The following is a 17,501-nucleotide window of genomic DNA, read 5'->3' as shown; positions in this document are numbered from 1 at the left end:
ATGATCCTATCGTTACCTATATACAGGCTTATCAAAAATTTGCGTAGCTATTTTAATCGCACCAGCAATACCTGTGAGGTAATTGACGATGAGATCATCATTGTTAATTCGGGTAGCCTGCGCGGACTAATCCTGGAGTTTCATTACAATTTTTGCCAGGTAAAGATCCGGGGACGGTTAAACCTCTGCATTGATATTACCCGCGATGTTTCTGTTGATGTACTCATGCGGATACTGGCAAGCCACAATATCATTTCGAGCCCCCCTGTTGGATAAAAAGATCAAAGACAAAAGGAAAAGGGACCTATGAAGGTCATTGGTTTCACCTATAAAAAGAAAATCCTTGCTCTTTTATCCTTTTGTCCTTTGTCCTCTTAAGGGGCAAAAATTTTGTTACTTTTGTAGCTATTGCTATTTTATTTATGAGCGAAGAGAGATCACTGAACTTTTTAGAAGAGATTGTTGAAGAAGATATAGCTGCCGGAAAAAACGGAGGCAGGGTATTAACCCGTTTTCCGCCCGAGCCAAATGGTTATTTACACATCGGGCATTCTAAATCCATTTGTTTAAACTTTGGACTGGCGCAAAAATATAACGGAAAAACCAATCTGCGTTTTGACGATACCAACCCTACCAAAGAAGAAACCGAGTATGTTGACAGCATTAAGGAGGATATCAAATGGCTTGGCTTTGAATGGGCCGAGGAATTGTATGCTTCTGATTATTTCGACCAACTATATGAATTTGCCGTAACCCTGATCAAAAACGATTTGGCTTATGTTGATGACAGCACCGCCGAGGAGATAGCTAAACAAAAAGGAACTCCAACCGAACCAGGTACGCCTAACCAGTACCGCAGCCGCTCGGTTGAAGAAAACCTGCAGCTGTTTGCCGATATGAAGGCCGGTAAATATCCGGATGGCGCTAAAGTACTGCGGGCAAAGGTCGATCTGGCATCGCCAAACATGCACTTGCGTGATCCTTTGATGTACCGCATTAAACATGCACATCATCACCGCACGGGCGATAAATGGTGTATCTATCCGATGTATGATTTTGCCCATGGCGAATCAGATGCTATCGAAAAGATCACCCACTCTGTTTGTACACTGGAGTTTGTGCCACACCGTCCGCTATATGACTGGTTTATTGAAAAGCTCGATCTTTTTCCGTCAAAACAATATGAATTTGCCCGTTTAAACCTCAACTATACTGTGATGAGCAAGCGCAAGCTGCTGCAACTGGTTGAGGATAAACATGTAGAAGGCTGGGACGATCCGCGGATGCCTACTATTAGTGGCTTGCGTCGTCGTGGTTATACGCCTGCCAGTATCCGCGAATTTTGCGAACGCATCGGCGTAGCCAAGCGCGAAAACATGATCGACGTTGGTTTGCTCGAGTTCTGTATCCGCGAGGATCTGAACAAAACCGCCTGGCGCCGTATGGCTGTGCTTGACCCGATCAAATGCGTCCTGACCAACTATCCCGAAGGTGAAACCGAAATTATGCACGGCGAAAACAACCCGGAGGAAGAAGGTGGTGATGGCAGTCGCGAGTTTCCGTTTAGCCGCGAGCTGTGGATAGAACGTGAGGACTTTATGGAAGAGCCACCCAAGAAATTCTTCCGTCTGGGCGTAGGCCTGATGGTGCGTTTAAAAAATGCCTACATCATCCGCTGCGACAGCTTTGTAAAAGATGCTGATGGCAATGTAACCGAGATCCACTGTACCTATCTGCCCGAGTCAAAATCGGGTAATGATACCAGCGGCATCAACGTAAAAGGCACCATCCACTGGGTAAGTGTACCACACGCCAAAACTGCCGAAGTTAGATTGTACGACCGCCTGTTCCAGGTTGAAGATCCATCCAACGAGGATGGCGACTTTAAAGATTACCTGAACCCGAGCAGTTTGCAAATATTGCCTAAGGCCTATATCGAACCCGACCTGGCCAAGGCCACACCGGGCAAAGCTATACAGTTTATGCGCAAAGGCTATTTTACTTTAGATAAATACTCCACTCCAGATCACCTGGTGTTTAACCGCACAGTGACCTTGAAGGATGGCTGGGTGAAGAAATAGTTTGCAGTTAGCTGCTTGCTGTAAGCAATGCACCGCATTTTTAAGAAAGCAGTTTGTATGGTTTATAACCAAATGCAAACTGCTTTTTGCTTTATCATACTTTTCTAACTGCAAACCGACCACCGCAAACTGGCGCCTAATGGGGCTTTTCTTATTTCCGGAGTAAGGGTATATGTCTATTAAAGTGTTCTATTTTTATGAAAAAGTTAACGCTATCCATCCTGTTGCTCATATTCCTGATGAGCTGTAAAACTCAACAAATATCCTTGGGCTTATCTGAGCAGAAATTTACCAGAGAGCATCCTGCTGCAACACGTGTTGAACTCTCCGTATACAGAACCGTTTACCAGGATAACCAGACCACCGAATTTTATTATTTTAAAGACGGCAAGCTATATAAAATGGACCATGGATTTACGCCTTACGGGGCCACAAAACCGCAGCCTACCCGTTAAGGAGTTCCCCCTTCAGGGGGTCAGGGGGCATACTTTTTATACACATTATACAGAATATTCAGATCGAATTCGGTCATGGTTGGAGTTTCGTCGGTTTGGACGAAATGGCGCTTGAAGGCAACGATGGCGGCGGTCAGATCGCGGGTATCATAGCCGATGAGCTTGAGAGCCGTGGCATAGTCGAAATTATCGGGCGGAACCTCCAGCAGGTAATCGCGCCAGTAACCGAAGCCTTTATCGGCCAGCAATTGCCAGGGAAAGAAAGGTCCCGGGTCGGGTTTGCGCAAGGGGGCTATATCCTGGTGACCAATAAAGTTACTCGTCGGTATGCCATAAGCCTTTTTAAGCTGCGTTAACAGTGCCAGCAAACTTTTCACCTGCGTATCATTAAAAGGCTCGTGGCCATTATTATCTATCTCGATGCCGATAGAACAGCTGTTCATATCGCTGATACTTCCCCATCGACTGATACCTGCATGCCAGGCCCGCAGATAATCGTTCAGCATGTGGTATACTTTGCCGTCTTTGGCTACCACGTAATGGGCGCTCACCTGCGGTTTTACCAGGGTGAATGTTTTAAGCGTTTGCTGTATAGAATCCTGCGCGGTAAAATGGATGATCACATAATTAGGCTTACGCAGGTTAAAGTTCACCGTACCCACCCACTCACTTGGTATATTGACACCCGCGCTATCCACCAGCATGGCGGGCTGCGTTTGCTCGATCACCTTCACCACCGAATCCGTTTTGTTGGTATACACCTTATTGGTTAAGGCATAAGGCCCCTTCGGCGAACAAGAGCTCAAAGCCGCCAATGCGACTATGGAGAATATGGCGTAATGGTAGTTTTTCATGCGTGTTGCTAATGTAAGCAAATAACGTATGAAGCGGGAAAGCGTTTTAGTTGATGCGTGGAGAGTCAGGGAATTGTTACGTTGGAGAAACTTGCTTAGATGCCGTATATTTTATAAATGAGTCTAACGTTAGTATTTTATTGCGGTACTCTTCTGGAAATGTTTCAAGGTATGGTTTAGGAACCACCAAACGCACACCTTCTTTATACATTTCGAATAACTGATTTTTCGAGATGCCTTGCTGCAAGGTAAATAAATGTTTTATTTCAATTCGATCTGCCTCATTAATTACTTGTCTCCACCGATCCTTACATGTAGTTTTCGCTGCAAGAAAAACCAAATTTCTATCATCAAACTTAGAATCATGATATTTTATTTGGCTTGGAAATATAAAATCCGGCTTTTTATTATCCTCCGTAATTCCTTGAGCAGCATATTTTAAATCAAAGTTCTTAAATACTTCCTCCAAATGATATTCCAAAGATTTTCCTGCCCTACTTTTTCTTCTATTTAATATCGTATTTGCTATAACGACCAGCTCTTCTACACTTTTAAATGGTGTCTTAATTGTTTCGGAATATACCTCAAGCTCAATCGTTTTAAAAAGCTGGTATTCTGCATCCAACCACTTTAATAGTAGCTTATCAGGATTAGCCCTAACATCATTTAAAGTAATATTATAAGATGAATTGTAACAATTTCTCGCATTAGTTGATAAACTTATTGTTGATGGAAATCCTTTTATTGATAACTGGTTAAAGCATTGCAAAAGCCTATCTTCTGTAGTGAAAACACCCACCTTCTCAATTAGTCTATTTGTTTCATTTGAAGTAATATTAAAAGCCGTAAAGAAAGATTCAATATCCTCATCTAGGCTTAAAACAAATCCTTCATAATAGTCACCATCTATTTGAGATATAACTAATAAATCTCCAACGTTATTTTCAGTTAAAAAAGGGAAATTTCTACCAAACCTTGTTAATCTATATTCATTCCTCGAACCGACACCATAGTAAATAAATCGACTAGTTGTTTCAAAACTATCTTGCCATTTTATGTGAACAAATCTGTCTTTATTCTCTCCTTTTATTCCAGGTGTATCAAACATTAATGAAAATGAATTTTTAGGAACATAAAATCCACTTTGGTGAGCTCCTGTTTCACCGGCATCATTTGAGGAAATGAATTTACAAAATGACTTTAAAGCATTTTGAACCGAAATTATCGCTTGTTCTACTATACTACTCATGTTGAAGTAAATTTACTATTTCTTTCCCTACAGCCTGAATTAGTGGTGTCACAACCGAATTTCCAAATTGTTTATATGCCTGATTATCTGAAACAGGTATTCTAAAACTTTTATTTCCCTTATTTACAGGATACCCCTGCAATGCTGCGCTTTCATATGGAGTCAATCTTCTTGGGTTTGAGCCTGCTTGTGGTATAAGTATTTCGGCTCCATCTTTATAGTAGCGGGCACTCATAGTTCTGCTAATCCCCTCTAAACTAACAAGACCAAAACCAAATCCATTTCCTTTTTCTTTATGTTTTTTGGCATATTCCTGCAAGTAATTCCAAAGCTTATCGGATAGGGTAAACTTTGGATCAACATCTGATTGAAGAATCGTTTTTATTTGCTTATCCGCTACTGGTAATTTGACTAAATTAAAATCAAAGCTTATATCATCTCCAAATTCTTTCTTATCAAACCCCACCATTATTGTTCTATCACGGTGCTGAGGAACAAAGTGTTTACCGTTTAATACACGATGGTCAAAAGAATAGCCTAAATCAAGTAATGTTTGTTTAATTACTTTAAATGTATTGCCTTTGTCATGTGACACAAGGTTTTTTACATTTTCCAGAAAAAATGCTTTAGGCCTATGGCGTTCAATAATTTCTGCGACATGAAAAAATAGATTTCCTTGCTTTTCATCTTCAAATCCATGTTTTCTGCCCAAACTATTTTTCTTTGACACACCTGCTATTGAAAATGGTTGACAAGGAAACCCCCCACAAAGAATATCGAAGTCTTTCGGTATAAATGATTTTGTTTCCTCTTTGGTAATATCTCCAAAAGGTGTTTCTCCAAAATTGGCGAAATATGTTTTTTGTGCATATTTGTCATACTCTGAACTATATACACAAAGCCCTCCTAAATTTTGTAAGGCTAATCTAAAGCCACCGATACCTGCAAATAAATCAATAAAAGTAAACTTCTCCTTTCCCAGTACCGGTCCCGGAAATGGAATATCAGTTACATCAAAAAGGTTTTTTTGAATAGCCTGATATAATGCCTTTGGCTCTTTAAATTCACTTGGGTTATTTTCGGTTATTTCATAAGCCTTTTCTTTATAAACCGGGTTCTTCGTAACTACAAAATGTGTTAACACTGCCGAGTCAAGCTCATTGGAAAGAATAGTTGATGTTGCTTTCATGGGTTTCACCGCCATTAGTTGGTTCCTCCATTAAAAGATTCATTGTTAAAGAAATCTCTAACAGTTACATCAAGTGCAACAATTATTTTTTCAAGATTAATAACAGAAACATTACGTTTTCCATTTTCAACCTCGTTTACATATGTCTTATCTATCTCGGCCTTAAAGGCTAAGGCTTCCTGAGTAAGTTTTAAATTTGTTCGGTATTCCTTTATGCGCAGACCGATTTTCTTCCGAATATCCATAGCTGCAAGCTATCGCGTATTCGACTATAAGTCAATCGGATATAAGTGAACTTTTAAGAATTATTGTAAGTTAAGAACAGTCAATAATTGAGGTAAAGTTTCGTTAATAGAGGCTTTCTTTAATTCACATTCCCATATCTTAATGATGTTCCAACCAGCAGCCTTTAAAATACTTTCTGCTTTGACATCATTTGTTGTATTTCCATTAATCTTATTCAGCCACCATTCTGTTCTTGTCTTCGGCACAACAAAATACCGACAACCTTCATGTCCATGCCAAAAACATCCATGAATAAATATTACAGTTTTATATTTAGGCAGTACAATATCAGGCTTACCCGGCATGTCTTTTACATGCAGGCTATATCTGAATCCATTTTTGTGCAGAAATTTACGAACCAGTAGTTCAGGCTTGGTATCCTTACTCCTGATTCGTGACATATTGTAGCTACGAGTTTCTTTTGAATGAACATCTGCCATATTGCAAAATTAGTACAATCTTCAATAGCAATTGTTCTCCCCCCTACTCCAAATCCCCATTCCCAAAAGTATCACCCTGACTAACATCCCCCGTTTCGTAGCCTTTTTTAAACCAGTACATGCGCTGGGCGCTGGTGCCGTGGGTAAAGCTGTCGGGTTCTACGTGGCCGGTGGCTTGTTTTTGCAGGCGGTCGTCGCCGATGGCGTTGGCTGCGTTGAGGGCTTCTTCAATATCGCCCGGGTCGAGGACATTTTTAAGGCTATGCTCATAATGAGCCCATACGCCGGCGTAAAAATCGGCTTGTAGTTCCAGTTTTACGGAGAGCTTGTTGTATTGTGTTTCGCTGAGGCGGTTTCGGGCTTCGTCCATTTTAGCGGAGATACCCAGCAGGTTCTGCACGTGGTGCCCTACCTCATGCGCTATCACGTAGGCCTGGGCAAAATCGCCGGCAGCGCCGAAGCGGTTCTGCAACTCGTCGTAAAAAGAAAGATCGATATATACCTTCGCGTCTGCCGGACAGTAGAATGGCCCGGTAGCCGCGCTGGCATTACCACAACCTGAAATTGTAGCATCGGTAAACAACTTCAAACGCGGTTTTTCATAGGTTTTACCCATATCGCTGAAGAGTTTTGTCCAGATATCTTCGGTATCGGCCAAAACCACCCGTACAAATTGTTTTTGTTTGTCTTCGGGTGCGTTAGGGTCGGTGGCACGTTGTTCGGTTTGCGGCTGACCGTTGGTAGCTACCTGGTTAAGCAGCTGCGAGGTATCAACACCCGTAAAATAATAAATAGCCAGGGCAATAATGCTTACAATACCGCCACCCAATGCAAAGCGTCCACCGCCGCCACCACCACGGTCATCTTCTACGTTATCGCTTTCGCGTCTGCCAAACCATTGCATATTGTTTTGATTAAAGTGTATAGTAAACTTAAATGTTTTAAGGATTGTTTGCAAGGGATAGTGAATTATCACATGGGCTCAGCCCCACCCCCATTTTGAAATAGAAAAAATAAAAACTACCAAATTGATAGTCTTTTTATATATTCGTAAAATATTATGAAATCAAGTAGGGGTAAATCTTTAATATGTTGTAATAGCTGTAGTTAACATCGCTAACAGTTGTTTCATTTCTATTAAATTTTCACCACCATGATACCTGCCCTACTCATCTGGCTCTTCAAAAAATACCTGGCCCCGGCCTTAAAGGATAAACATATTACCCCCTTAACTTTCATTATGCCCTTAAAAAAAGCGGCGACACTACTGGCGTTGCTTTACTTTTCGTCGGCACTGATGGCGCAGGAGCAAATTGTTAAATACAATGTGTTGCACAGCGGCAAAGTGGTGGGCCATATGGATCTGTACCAAAAACGCGAGGGCGATGATCTTTCATTAAAAATGATATCGCAGGTAAAAATGCGTTTCATCATGAGCATCCAGGTAGATATTCATGAGGAATCTGTTTTTCAGAAAGGCAAACTCATCAGCTCCAGCATTTGCCGCAAGGTGAATGGTAAAGAGAAAGCCAATCGTCAAACCCGGGCCTGCGGCGATTGCTACCAAATCCTAAACGATGGCAAGGGCGGACAATTGAGTCAAAAACAGATTAGTCAGAACTTAATGCTGCTGTACTGCCGCGAGCCTGATAACAACGCGCAGATCTATTGCGACAACTTTCAGCAGTTTTTGCAAATAAAGCAGGTATCCCCGCATGTATACCGCATTGATCTGCCCGATGGTAACTATAATTTTTACTCCTACACCAATGGCGTGTGCAGTAAGGTTGATATTCACCACTCGCTGTACACCATTCAAATACAACTGGCCTGAAATTTTACAATTACGCCCTTCGCCCGTGAATTTGACAGCCAAACAAGCTATCTTTAGCGCAAACTTTCACCCTTTTAAAGTGGAATATAGCGATAGCTCGGTCATTACTTTACTTAAGCAGGGCAGTCAAAAGGCCTTTGAATGGTTATTTAAAGAACACTTTAAAAGTCTGCATGCCTATGCGTATACTTTTTTAAAGGATGATGAAATGGCCGAAGAAATTGTACAAAATATATTTTGCCGGATCTGGGAAAAACGCGATAATCTTAAAACCGATGGTTCGCTCAAATCATACCTGTATCGGGCTGTACATAACGAGAGTTTGAACTATATAAAACACCAAAAGGTAAAGACCAATTTCGGCGTGTACTATGCCGGGCAGCTGCAACAGGATGAGGAAGAACAGGCATCCACCAAAGTAATGACCGCCGAGCTGCAAAAGCGCATCGAAACGGCCATGAGCGAACTACCGCAGCAATGCCGTACTATTTTTCAGCTCAGCCGTTTTGAGCAGCTCAAGTACCAGCAAATTGCCGATCATATGGGGCTTTCTATTAAAACAATAGAGAACCAGATGGGTAAGGCCTTGAGAATTATGCGTCAGAAACTGGCGGAGTTTTTACCGATTATTTTATTTTTATTAACCCGATGGCTGCATAATGAGTAATGCCAATATACATATGGATGATGATCTGCTGGTGAAATACCTGGCGGGCGAAGCTACGCCTGCCGAGCACCAACAGGTAGAGGATTGGGTGGCCGCCAGTGAAAGCAATAAAAAACTTTTTGACGATTTTAAACTGATCTGGGATCAAAGCCCCGTAACAGAAAGAAACGTCAATAAAGACGATGCTTTTATCCGGCTGCAAAACCGTATTGGCAGTAACAGCATTGCACCACGCAGGACTACAATCAGAAAACTGAGCCGCAAACAATGGATAGGTATTGCCGCTTCGGTAATTTTAATATGCACTGTACTGTGGCTAACTTTTAACCATATTTACGATAACGGTTCGGTTTCTTTTGTGCGGATAGACAGTAAAGATAAAGTACATACCCAATCACTGCCCGATGGATCGGTGATCACCCTCAATACCCGGTCAACCATTGTGTATCCGGGCAGGTTTACCGGCAACATCCGTCCGGTGAGTTTAAGCGGAGAGGCTTTCTTTAAGGTTAGTCCCGATAAAACAAAACCTTTTATAATTAAGGTGAATGATGTAACGATTAGGGTAGTTGGAACGTCATTCAATATCAAGAGCCGGAATGGTAAAACCGAAGTGATTGTAGAAACCGGTATTGTACAGGTAAGCAAAAAGCAAAATAGTGTCGACCTGAACCCTGGCGAACAGGTAACAGTGACCAAAGAACAGGGTTTATTGGCTAAACAACAGAGCAAGGGCAAATTGTATAATTATTACCTCACCGGGCAACTGGTATGTGATAAAACTCCGCTAAGCGAGGTGGTGCAAGCCCTGAACGAAGTATACAGTGCTCACATTGTGATAGCCAATAAGTCGTTGGGGAATTTGCCGATCACAACAACATTCAAAGGCCAGTCGCTTGATGAAGTACTGGACGTTATTAGCGGCACATTTAAGATCACGGTGGTTCGTAAAAACCAGCAGATACTTTTAAAATAACAACTTCTACCTTATACCAATGGATAGCTTACGCGGATATATCCTTTTCTTCCTGGTCATTTTAGCCCTCCCGCTAGTTAGCCGGGCAACCGAAGGTGAATCTATCCTCGCCAAAAACATATCCGTTCATGTCAGCAACATGCGTTTAGGTTCGGTGTTAAAAACTATCGAGCAAAAAGGCAATTTCACTTTTTCATACAACAGCAATATCGTAAAAACAGATAGCCTGGTAACGCTCGATGCGGAGAACTGGACCATTAAGGAAGTGCTTGACCGCATGCTCCTGAACCGTTTTGAATATAAGGAAACGCGCAGTTTTGTGATCCTGCGCTACGCTCCCTTACAACTATCCTTAACTACCGAAAAAGCCATTGCCGAAAATGACGAGTACAGCATCAGCGGTTTTGTAACCGACGATCGCAGTGGTAAAAAACTGGAGAATGCCAGTGTGTATGACCGCACGCTGCTACAATCAACCCTTACCGGTAAAGATGGCCGCTTTGAGCTCCGCCTCAAAAACAACGGAAAACCGGTGATGCTCACCGTAAGCAAGGAATATTATAAAGATACTACGGTTACTTTTCTCTCTGGCGTTACCGTAAACCCCAACCAATCGCAATTGGATGATGATGGCTATATGATCAGTAACGATGATGATGGCATTGAAGGTACCACCCTGGGGCGGCTTTTCACATCGGCCAGGCAAAAGATACGGGCGGCCAATCTTCACGGCCTTATTGCGCAGGCTCCTTTCCAGGCATCGGCTATACCGGGTGTAAGTACCCATGCCGAGTTTAGCGGACAGGTAGTTAACGCGGTTTCCCTGAACGCGGTAGGCGGCTATAACGCAGGGGTTGATGGCTTTGAGCTGGGCCTTATTTTTAACCTGGACAAGGGCGATGTAGGCGCTGTACAAATTGCCGGCATATTCAACGTGGTGGGTGGCAATGTGAACGGCATACAGGTTGGTGGTTTGTATAATAATGTACTGGGCGGCGTCCGGGGCATACAGCTTTCCTTGCTGCATAACAGCGTAAAACGCGACCTGAACGGACTACAAGTGGCCGGATTATATAACCATACCCGCGGCCAGGTAAGGGGCATACAACTGGCTGCATTGGGCAATATTGCAGGGCAAAAATACAGTGGTGTGCAAGTGGCCGGACTTTTTAACTATGCCCGCAATCTTCGTGGTATACAATTGGGTCTGATTAACGTGGCCGATACTTCATCGGGCTATAGCATCGGGCTCATCAATATTGTACGTTATGGCTATCATAAACTGGCCCTGTCATCCAACGAAACCCTGAATGCCAACATAGCGCTCAAAACAGGCAGCAAAAACTTGTATACCATGTGGCTGGGTGGTCTTAGGGTCAATGACAATAGTAAATTATATGCCTTCGGGTTTGGTTTTGGCCGCGAACTGGGTATGGGTAAGCATCTGGCCTTTAATCCCGAAATAAGCGAACAATATGTTTACCAGGGTAACTGGGCGCGTACCAATCTGCTGGGCAGGCTCGATGCGGCTTTAACCTACCATGTTGCTAAAGCATTTTCTATTAATGCCGGGCCTTCGCTTAACCTCTTTTACTCTGACCAACGTAACGCCGTTAACGGATACGCCTACGTCAGGGACCTGCACCACAGCTTTATCAACAACAGCAACAGTTGGACCGGCTGGGTTGGCTGGACGGTGGGTGTGAGTTTCTTTTGATGGGCTTAAATGATATCGAAAAACCCTTCTAAAAAGAGGCTGTCACCTTGAGCTCCGTCGAAGGGTAGAGCGCAGAGGCCTGCCCACCATGCTTCGACGGGCTCAGCATGACACCCTTTCAAACATGAGATACTACCCCAACCAGGCCGGTCATTTTATTAAAAGTGGGTTTACATGGTTTACACTTTTTGGGGTTTACACCTATTTATTAAACTGATAATCAATTGATTGGTTTATTTTCTATCAAAAAAAACGGTTTACAGTGTAAACCATAACTTAAAAACAAAAAAACCCGGCCATTATAGCCGGGTCTTCTTACACAATCACTTTATTTAAATTTTGCTTATTGCACCTGGAACATATTGTTAAAGTTTGTTCCGTCTGGATAGTAGCCCGAAATAACCAGGTTGCCGTTGCGCAGATTGGTGATGGCCTTATCAATATCGGCCACACTATTGATGGGCTGTTTATTGATGCTGGTGATCACAGATCCAACAGGGATCTCAAAGTTATCAAATAACCTACCCTGGCGTACCTGGGTTACTTTCACACCTGAGTTTACATGGAACTTGGCTTTTTCGGCACCACTTAATGGCTGGAAGCTTGCACCCAATCGGTTAAATAATTCTTCGGCCGATTTAGAAACTACTGCGGTACGGTTTGTTGGTGTAGCATCTGCTTTAAGTGTTACGGCAAATGTTTTCTCTTTGCCATCGCGCAACACGGTTACATTCAATTTATCACCTGGCTGCATCCGGCCAACATGCTCTTGCAGGTCAGATGATTCATAAACCGGTGTTCCTTCAACTTTGGCTATGATGTCGCCTTTTTTGATACCGGCCTGTTCGGCACCACCACCAGATACCACATCATTTACATATAAACCATTGGTATTGGTGATGTTCAATTTCTGGGCAACATCAGGGTTAAGTTCGGTAAAGCTTACACCTACAAAACCACGTTTTACAGAACCGTATTTTTTAATATCATTCAACACCTTTTTGGCCAGGTTAACCGGGATGGCAAAGCCGTAGCCTTCGTACGAGCCGGTATGTGACGCGATAGCCGCATTGATACCTATCAACTCGCCTTTGGTGTTTACCAGGGCGCCACCACTATTGCCTGGGTTAATAGCGGCATCTGTTTGAATGAACGACTCAATAGCCTTGTTCAATTTTGGCGCACTCTGCTGGTTGCGGGTACGGCCAAACGGGTTATCATCGTCATTATCCTGACTGCCGATGATACCTATGTTACGTCCTTTGGCGCTTATAATACCGGCAGTTACGGTTGACGTTAAGTTAAATGGATTACCTACAGCCAATACCCACTCGCCTACCCGGGTTTCGTCGGAGTTACCCAGTTTAATAATAGGCAGGTCGTTTGCGCTGATCTTGATCAGGGCAAGGTCGGTGCTTGGGTCTGTACCGATCACTTTAGCCTGGAAGGTACGGTGATCATTTGTAGCTACGGTAATTTTATCGGCCTTTTCAACCACGTGGTTGTTGGTAACAATATAGCCATCGGGCGAAATGATCACGCCTGAGCCAGATGCCATCTGCGGTCCGCGTTGCGGTGCACGCTGGCCAAACATATCGCCAAACATTTGTTCCAATTGATCCTGGCTCCCGCCCGACTGACTACTATAAGTAGTACGGATATACACTACCGCCGGGGTTGCTGCTGCTGCTGCTTCGGTAAAATCAAGCGATCCGGTTGATGATACTACAGGGGCTGATTTGTTACTGGTAAAATACACTTTTTGCTTTTCTTCAAAGCTCATGTTATCCGAGTATTTGTTCTCGATAACCTTATACGCGCCTAAAGCAAGTGCACCTCCTACAAAAGCGGTTAATAGTGTTAAACCTATCTTTTTCATTTATATTTGCCTTTCTTTATTTTGTTTATATAATTTAACAACTCAAATTTAATACCATATAGACTATATAGTCAACGATTAGTTAACGCATTTTTTGTTAAATTTTGTTAAATTAATTATCCCGGCTATTTTAATTATGGCCCTAAGTTTGAACAGCTTTAAGTAGCTGATATTAAATGACATTATTGTGAATATACGATTTTATAAATACCAGGGCGCCGGCAATGATTTTATACTGGTTGATAACCGTGAAAACCAGATAGATCATACCAACCCCAAGCTGATATCAAGCCTGTGCGATCGCCGTTTTGGGATCGGTGGCGATGGTATGATGTTCCTGCAAAATAAAGAAGGCTTTGATTTTGAAATGGTTTATTATAATGCCGACGGAGCTCCCAGCAGCATGTGCGGCAATGGCGGTCGTTGTATTGTTGCTTTCGCTAAGTTCCTGGGGATCATCGATTCCGAGACTGAATTTTTGGCGGTCGACGGCCCGCATCATGCCAAAATTTCCGATGGCGGTGATTGGGTAAGCCTTCAAATGATCAATGTTGATCAGATCAATACAGATAAAGATGCCTATGTATTGAATACCGGGTCACCCCATTATGTAAAACAGGTAGAAGATCTGGAACATCGTAACGTTTACCAGGAAGGTAAAGCTATCCGCAATAATGCTACTTATCGCGAAAAAGGCATCAACGTAAATTTTGTGGAGCCCACCAGCGATGGCTATTTTGTACGCACCTTTGAACGTGGTGTGGAAGACGAAACCTTTGCCTGCGGAACAGGTGTTACCGCCGTAGCCCTGGCCATGGCCAGCCATAACCAAAAAACCGGGCACATCACCACCCCAATTAAAGTTTTAGGAGGCGATCTCAACATCCGTTTTAATTACGACGGAAAAGTATTTACCGATATCTTTTTAGAGGGCCCCGCTGTGCAGGTATTTAGTGGCGAAGTAGAGATTTAGTATCTTTACTTTACACCAAATGCTTCATGAAATTCTGCAACTTTAAATTGTTAATCTTAAGCTGCCTCCTCTTTCTTGCGACGGTAAAGTCTTATGGCCAATCATCGCAGGATACTTTAACTCAAAAGATTGATGAACTTATTAAACAAAGATTAATATCTGTTGGTCCAGGAGGAGTTGTTTTAGTTGCCCAAAAAGGACAGATCATTTATAAAAAAGCTTTCGGGATATCTGATCTGCAATCCCAAAAACCGATGCAGGCCGACATGGTATTCCGGATCGGCTCTATAACCAAACAATACACCGCAATAGCTCTGCTCCAACTGGTAGAACAAGGTAAAATATCATTACAAGATACCATCCAAAAATATGTCAAGGAATTTCCATCCAGGGGCTACCCGATCACGATTGAAAACCTGCTCACACAAACATCCGGTATTCCAGATTATATGGCCATTCAAAACCATAACCCGACGAAGGAGCGTGATGAGTATACGCCAGCGCAAGGAGTTGATTATTTTAAAGATGAGCCGTTAAAATTTAAACCAGGTAGTAAATTCGAATATAGCAACTCCAATTTCTATTTATTAGGTTACATTATTGAATTGGTAACAGGTCAAACCTATGAAAACTATATAAAAAAGCACTTGTTTGAACCCGCTGAATTACAACATACCGGGTATCTTCATAAGAGAATAACTATAAAAAATATGGCTTCTGGCTATTCCCGCCCAGAGGGTAAAAACTGGGAACCTGCGGAACTTCAAGATCCGACATTAATGTATGCAGCTGGTGGAATAACAGCCAATGCAGAAGATCTTTTTAAATGGCACCAAGCCCTATATAGTAGTAAATTAATGTCCCTTAAAGCTTTACAGAATGCCTGTACCCCATACACCTTTTCCGATAATTCATTATCTGAATATGGTTACGGTTGGTTCATCAAAAATTTAGACGGAAGCAAAACCATTGAACACAGCGGATCAACCGATGGCTATCAAACTGATGAGATCTATTTGCCGGATGAAGATGTTTTTGTAACCGCTTTATTCAATGGCTTCGAGCAGGATATGGATTTTATCATACTGACTAATGACATTGCAAGGCTTGCTACTAACAAACCATTGCTACATGATTTTAAATTAGAGGCAGATAGCCTGAGCAGATTTGCCGGAACATATGTTTATAATAAGGAACATCAAATGGTTGTTACTTTTAAAGATAATCAGTTATTTGTAGAAGCCAATAACCCCAAAGATCGTTTACCCCTGGTTAAGCTATATGCAAAAAGCAGTAGCAGATTTTATATAAAAGAAGCTCCCCTTGAATTTGAATTTATATCTAATACAGATCGTCAGTTTAAACTAATTACCTATAATACCCATGGTAAGGATGCTGAATGGCAGAAACTAAATCCCCCTAAAAAATAAAAGCCCCCTAGACTTGCTCCGGGGGACTTTCAACCTAAACCTTATCACAATTAAACCGGTAAGTTTACCAGTTCATGTAAGGTTGTACAATTACTATACCAAAATTGTCGATGGTTGTAAATTTTATGATTATGTAATTCAGATACTTCAACAATGTTCAAAATCTGATACACAGATTACACAACTGACTAATTGTATGGTCACTTGTCGGTTTTGGCAGACACATTATACAACAGTTTTTATAACTGCCTGGCGGTCTTTTTTCTACGCAGGTAGGCATCCGTTAAAAATAATGCAAGCACTACATCAAATATCAAAAACCACTTTAACACAGGTCCGCTAAAAAGGCTATTGGTGCTGGGTAATTTCACGCCGGCGGGTAGTTTAATATCCGAGGCGCTGATATTAATTCCTGAAATATGAATATTGGCAAATGTAAATGTTAGTAAAGCCAGTATAGTAACAGCAAAGAAAACAGCGATGCCCAGAATGATGCGCTTATCAATATTCGCCTTTAGCGGCTGCATAGCATTTTCTGTACGGATGGTTTCCATTACATTATAAGTAAAGGCCATCGGTGGCTCGTCCAGCTCCATTTTGGCAAATTCCTGGTTAAGCGCCAGCAGCTCCTGATACTTTTGAGCATACGCCTCATCCTGCTCAATAAGCCTGGCTATGGCGTCCTGCTCAGCCGGACTGCAGGTGCCATCAATATAATTCCAGAGTTTTTCCTCAATCGTGTTCATATCAGTTCTTTCACCTCTTGTTTTAAATTGTGTTCCAGCTTCTCTTTCAAACGCTGGCGTGCTCTAAATAGTTTAACCTTAACCGTGTTTGTTTCCATCCCCAATGCCTGGGCTATTTCTTCCAGTGATTGCTCCCCTTTATAAAACAGGGTGATGATGGTTGCATCATCTGGCAGTAATTGGTCAATGGCCTGGTTAAGGTAAAACGACCTTGATTTATTTTCTATATTATTGGTATCATAGCCCGATTCCCGGCTTTCTACCTGTATAAAGGTATTTTCATCGTCAATGGAATCTGTTGCTACCCTCTTTTTTCTTAAAAATGTCATCGCTGTAGTATAAACTATACTGTACAGCCATGTACTAAATTTTGACTGCCCCTGGAACGATGCCAGCGAGCGGTAAGCTTTTATAAAACAGTCCTGGGCAATCTCTTCGGCATCTTCACGTCCCTTGGCAAAACGCATGGCCAGGGTAAATACAAAACGCTGGTGCCGTTTAACCAGATCGGCATAGGCCGATTGGTTACCCGCCAGGGTTTGTTCTATGAGTTCGATATCTGAAAGCTTGCTCTGCATGTGTTACAACCTCTCTGACGACGCGGTTTTAAATTAGGTTACAGGGTTTATGTAAATTTAATGAAAATTTGGTCCAAACACCCGTCTTCTATCAGCTTAAAATTCAAAACAAAGCTGTAGCTTTATACAACCATAATAAACTAAGCCT

General features: G+C 42.3%; 18 protein-coding genes. 9 read left to right on the top strand and 9 right to left on the bottom strand.

The genetic code is table 11. From position 1 onward, the window contains the following. The 3 genes from AC57BQ_RS23550 to AC57BQ_RS23540 all read left to right on the top strand — a co-directional run bounded on the left by AC57BQ_RS23550 (nt 1) and on the right by AC57BQ_RS23540 (nt 2,536). On the top strand, nt 1–276 hold the full coding sequence (locus AC57BQ_RS23550; RefSeq protein ID WP_419700345.1) for a hypothetical protein: 276 nt from the start codon (nt 1–3) through the stop codon (nt 274–276). 146 nt (nt 277–422) lie between these two features. Continuing rightward, complete coding sequence (locus tag AC57BQ_RS23545; protein ID WP_496408582.1) at nt 423–2,081, top strand: glutamine--tRNA ligase/YqeY domain fusion protein; 1,659 nt, start codon at nt 423–425, stop codon at nt 2,079–2,081. Nucleotides 2,082–2,278: 197 nt separating this feature from the next. Beyond that, nucleotides 2,279–2,536, top strand: a complete 258-nt coding sequence (locus AC57BQ_RS23540; protein ID WP_496408581.1) for a hypothetical protein — start codon at nt 2,279–2,281, stop codon at nt 2,534–2,536. Between the two features lie 20 nt (nt 2,537–2,556). Here AC57BQ_RS23540 and AC57BQ_RS23535 read toward each other — a convergent pair whose 3' ends face one another. From AC57BQ_RS23535 to ypfJ, 6 genes are all read right to left on the bottom strand, one after another. Continuing rightward, a complete protein-coding gene (locus AC57BQ_RS23535) occupies nt 2,557–3,390 on the bottom strand; it encodes an N-acetylmuramoyl-L-alanine amidase (RefSeq protein WP_496408580.1) in 834 nt (277 codons plus the stop codon). Nucleotides 3,391–3,466: 76 nt separating this feature from the next. Continuing rightward, nucleotides 3,467–4,639 carry a type II restriction endonuclease gene (locus AC57BQ_RS23530; protein ID WP_496408579.1) on the bottom strand — a complete coding sequence of 391 codons (1,173 nt, stop codon included), beginning with the start codon at nt 4,637–4,639 and terminating at the stop codon, nt 3,467–3,469. Then, complete coding sequence (gene dcm / locus AC57BQ_RS23525; RefSeq protein WP_496408578.1) at nt 4,632–5,828, bottom strand: DNA (cytosine-5-)-methyltransferase; 1,197 nt, start codon at nt 5,826–5,828, stop codon at nt 4,632–4,634. Before dcm ends, AC57BQ_RS23530 begins: the two co-directional genes overlap by 8 nt. 14 nt (nt 5,829–5,842) lie before the next feature. Further along, nucleotides 5,843–6,073 carry a helix-turn-helix domain-containing protein gene (locus AC57BQ_RS23520; protein WP_496408577.1) on the bottom strand — a complete coding sequence of 77 codons (231 nt, stop codon included), beginning with the start codon at nt 6,071–6,073 and terminating at the stop codon, nt 5,843–5,845. Between the two features lie 60 nt (nt 6,074–6,133). After that, a complete protein-coding gene (locus AC57BQ_RS23515) occupies nt 6,134–6,553 on the bottom strand; it encodes a very short patch repair endonuclease (RefSeq protein WP_496408576.1) in 420 nt (139 codons plus the stop codon). 43 nt (nt 6,554–6,596) lie between these two features. Beyond that, the gene (gene ypfJ / locus AC57BQ_RS23510; protein ID WP_496409492.1) at nt 6,597–7,457 is read right to left on the bottom strand and encodes a KPN_02809 family neutral zinc metallopeptidase; all 861 of its coding nucleotides are present in this window, start codon (nt 7,455–7,457) and stop codon (nt 6,597–6,599) included. A 249-nt stretch (nt 7,458–7,706) separates the two neighbouring features. Between ypfJ and AC57BQ_RS23505 the strand changes: the two genes are divergently transcribed. From AC57BQ_RS23505 to AC57BQ_RS23490, 4 genes are read left to right on the top strand one after another with little or no spacing between them, the layout of a single operon-like run. Beyond that, nucleotides 7,707–8,387 (top strand): DUF6134 family protein, encoded by a 681-nt coding sequence (locus tag AC57BQ_RS23505; protein WP_496408575.1) that lies wholly within the window; start codon nt 7,707–7,709, stop codon nt 8,385–8,387. Then, nucleotides 8,323–9,054, top strand: a complete 732-nt coding sequence (locus AC57BQ_RS23500; RefSeq protein ID WP_496408574.1) for an RNA polymerase sigma-70 factor — start codon at nt 8,323–8,325, stop codon at nt 9,052–9,054. The genes AC57BQ_RS23505 and AC57BQ_RS23500 overlap by 65 nt, the downstream gene beginning before the upstream one ends. Continuing rightward, nucleotides 9,047–10,030, top strand: a complete 984-nt coding sequence (locus AC57BQ_RS23495) for a FecR family protein (RefSeq protein ID WP_496408573.1) — start codon at nt 9,047–9,049, stop codon at nt 10,028–10,030. The genes AC57BQ_RS23500 and AC57BQ_RS23495 overlap by 8 nt, the downstream gene beginning before the upstream one ends. A 19-nt stretch (nt 10,031–10,049) precedes the next feature. Next, on the top strand, nt 10,050–11,747 hold the full coding sequence (locus AC57BQ_RS23490) for a carboxypeptidase regulatory-like domain-containing protein (RefSeq protein WP_496408572.1): 1,698 nt from the start codon (nt 10,050–10,052) through the stop codon (nt 11,745–11,747). A 343-nt stretch (nt 11,748–12,090) separates the two neighbouring features. Here AC57BQ_RS23490 and AC57BQ_RS23485 read toward each other — a convergent pair whose 3' ends face one another. Then, entirely contained in the window at nt 12,091–13,626 is a 1,536-nt protein-coding gene (locus tag AC57BQ_RS23485) for a Do family serine endopeptidase (protein WP_496408571.1), read from the bottom strand. 187 nt (nt 13,627–13,813) lie between these two features. Here AC57BQ_RS23485 and dapF point away from each other — a divergent pair, with 187 nt between their 5' ends. Both dapF and AC57BQ_RS23475 read left to right on the top strand, forming a co-directional pair. Then, nucleotides 13,814–14,599 carry a diaminopimelate epimerase gene (gene dapF, locus AC57BQ_RS23480; RefSeq protein ID WP_496408570.1) on the top strand — a complete coding sequence of 262 codons (786 nt, stop codon included), beginning with the start codon at nt 13,814–13,816 and terminating at the stop codon, nt 14,597–14,599. A gap of 26 nt (nt 14,600–14,625) precedes the next feature. Beyond that, nucleotides 14,626–16,029: a serine hydrolase gene (locus tag AC57BQ_RS23475; RefSeq protein ID WP_496408569.1), complete on the top strand. Its 1,404-nt coding sequence runs from the start codon at nt 14,626–14,628 to the stop codon at nt 16,027–16,029. Nucleotides 16,030–16,268: 239 nt separating this feature from the next. Here AC57BQ_RS23475 and AC57BQ_RS23470 read toward each other — a convergent pair whose 3' ends face one another. Continuing rightward, a complete protein-coding gene (locus AC57BQ_RS23470) occupies nt 16,269–16,775 on the bottom strand; it encodes an anti-sigma factor family protein (RefSeq protein WP_496408568.1) in 507 nt (168 codons plus the stop codon). Continuing rightward, nucleotides 16,772–17,353 (bottom strand): RNA polymerase sigma factor, encoded by a 582-nt coding sequence (locus AC57BQ_RS23465; protein WP_496408567.1) that lies wholly within the window; start codon nt 17,351–17,353, stop codon nt 16,772–16,774. The genes AC57BQ_RS23470 and AC57BQ_RS23465 overlap by 4 nt, the downstream gene beginning before the upstream one ends. Between the last annotated feature and the right edge of the window lie 148 nt (nt 17,354–17,501).

The sequence above is a fragment of the Mucilaginibacter sp. BGA-UO-ETr-C110 genome (assembly GCF_059567985.1).
The sequence above is the reverse complement of the archived record's forward strand: the minus strand, read 5'-3'. Positions and strand labels throughout refer to the sequence as shown.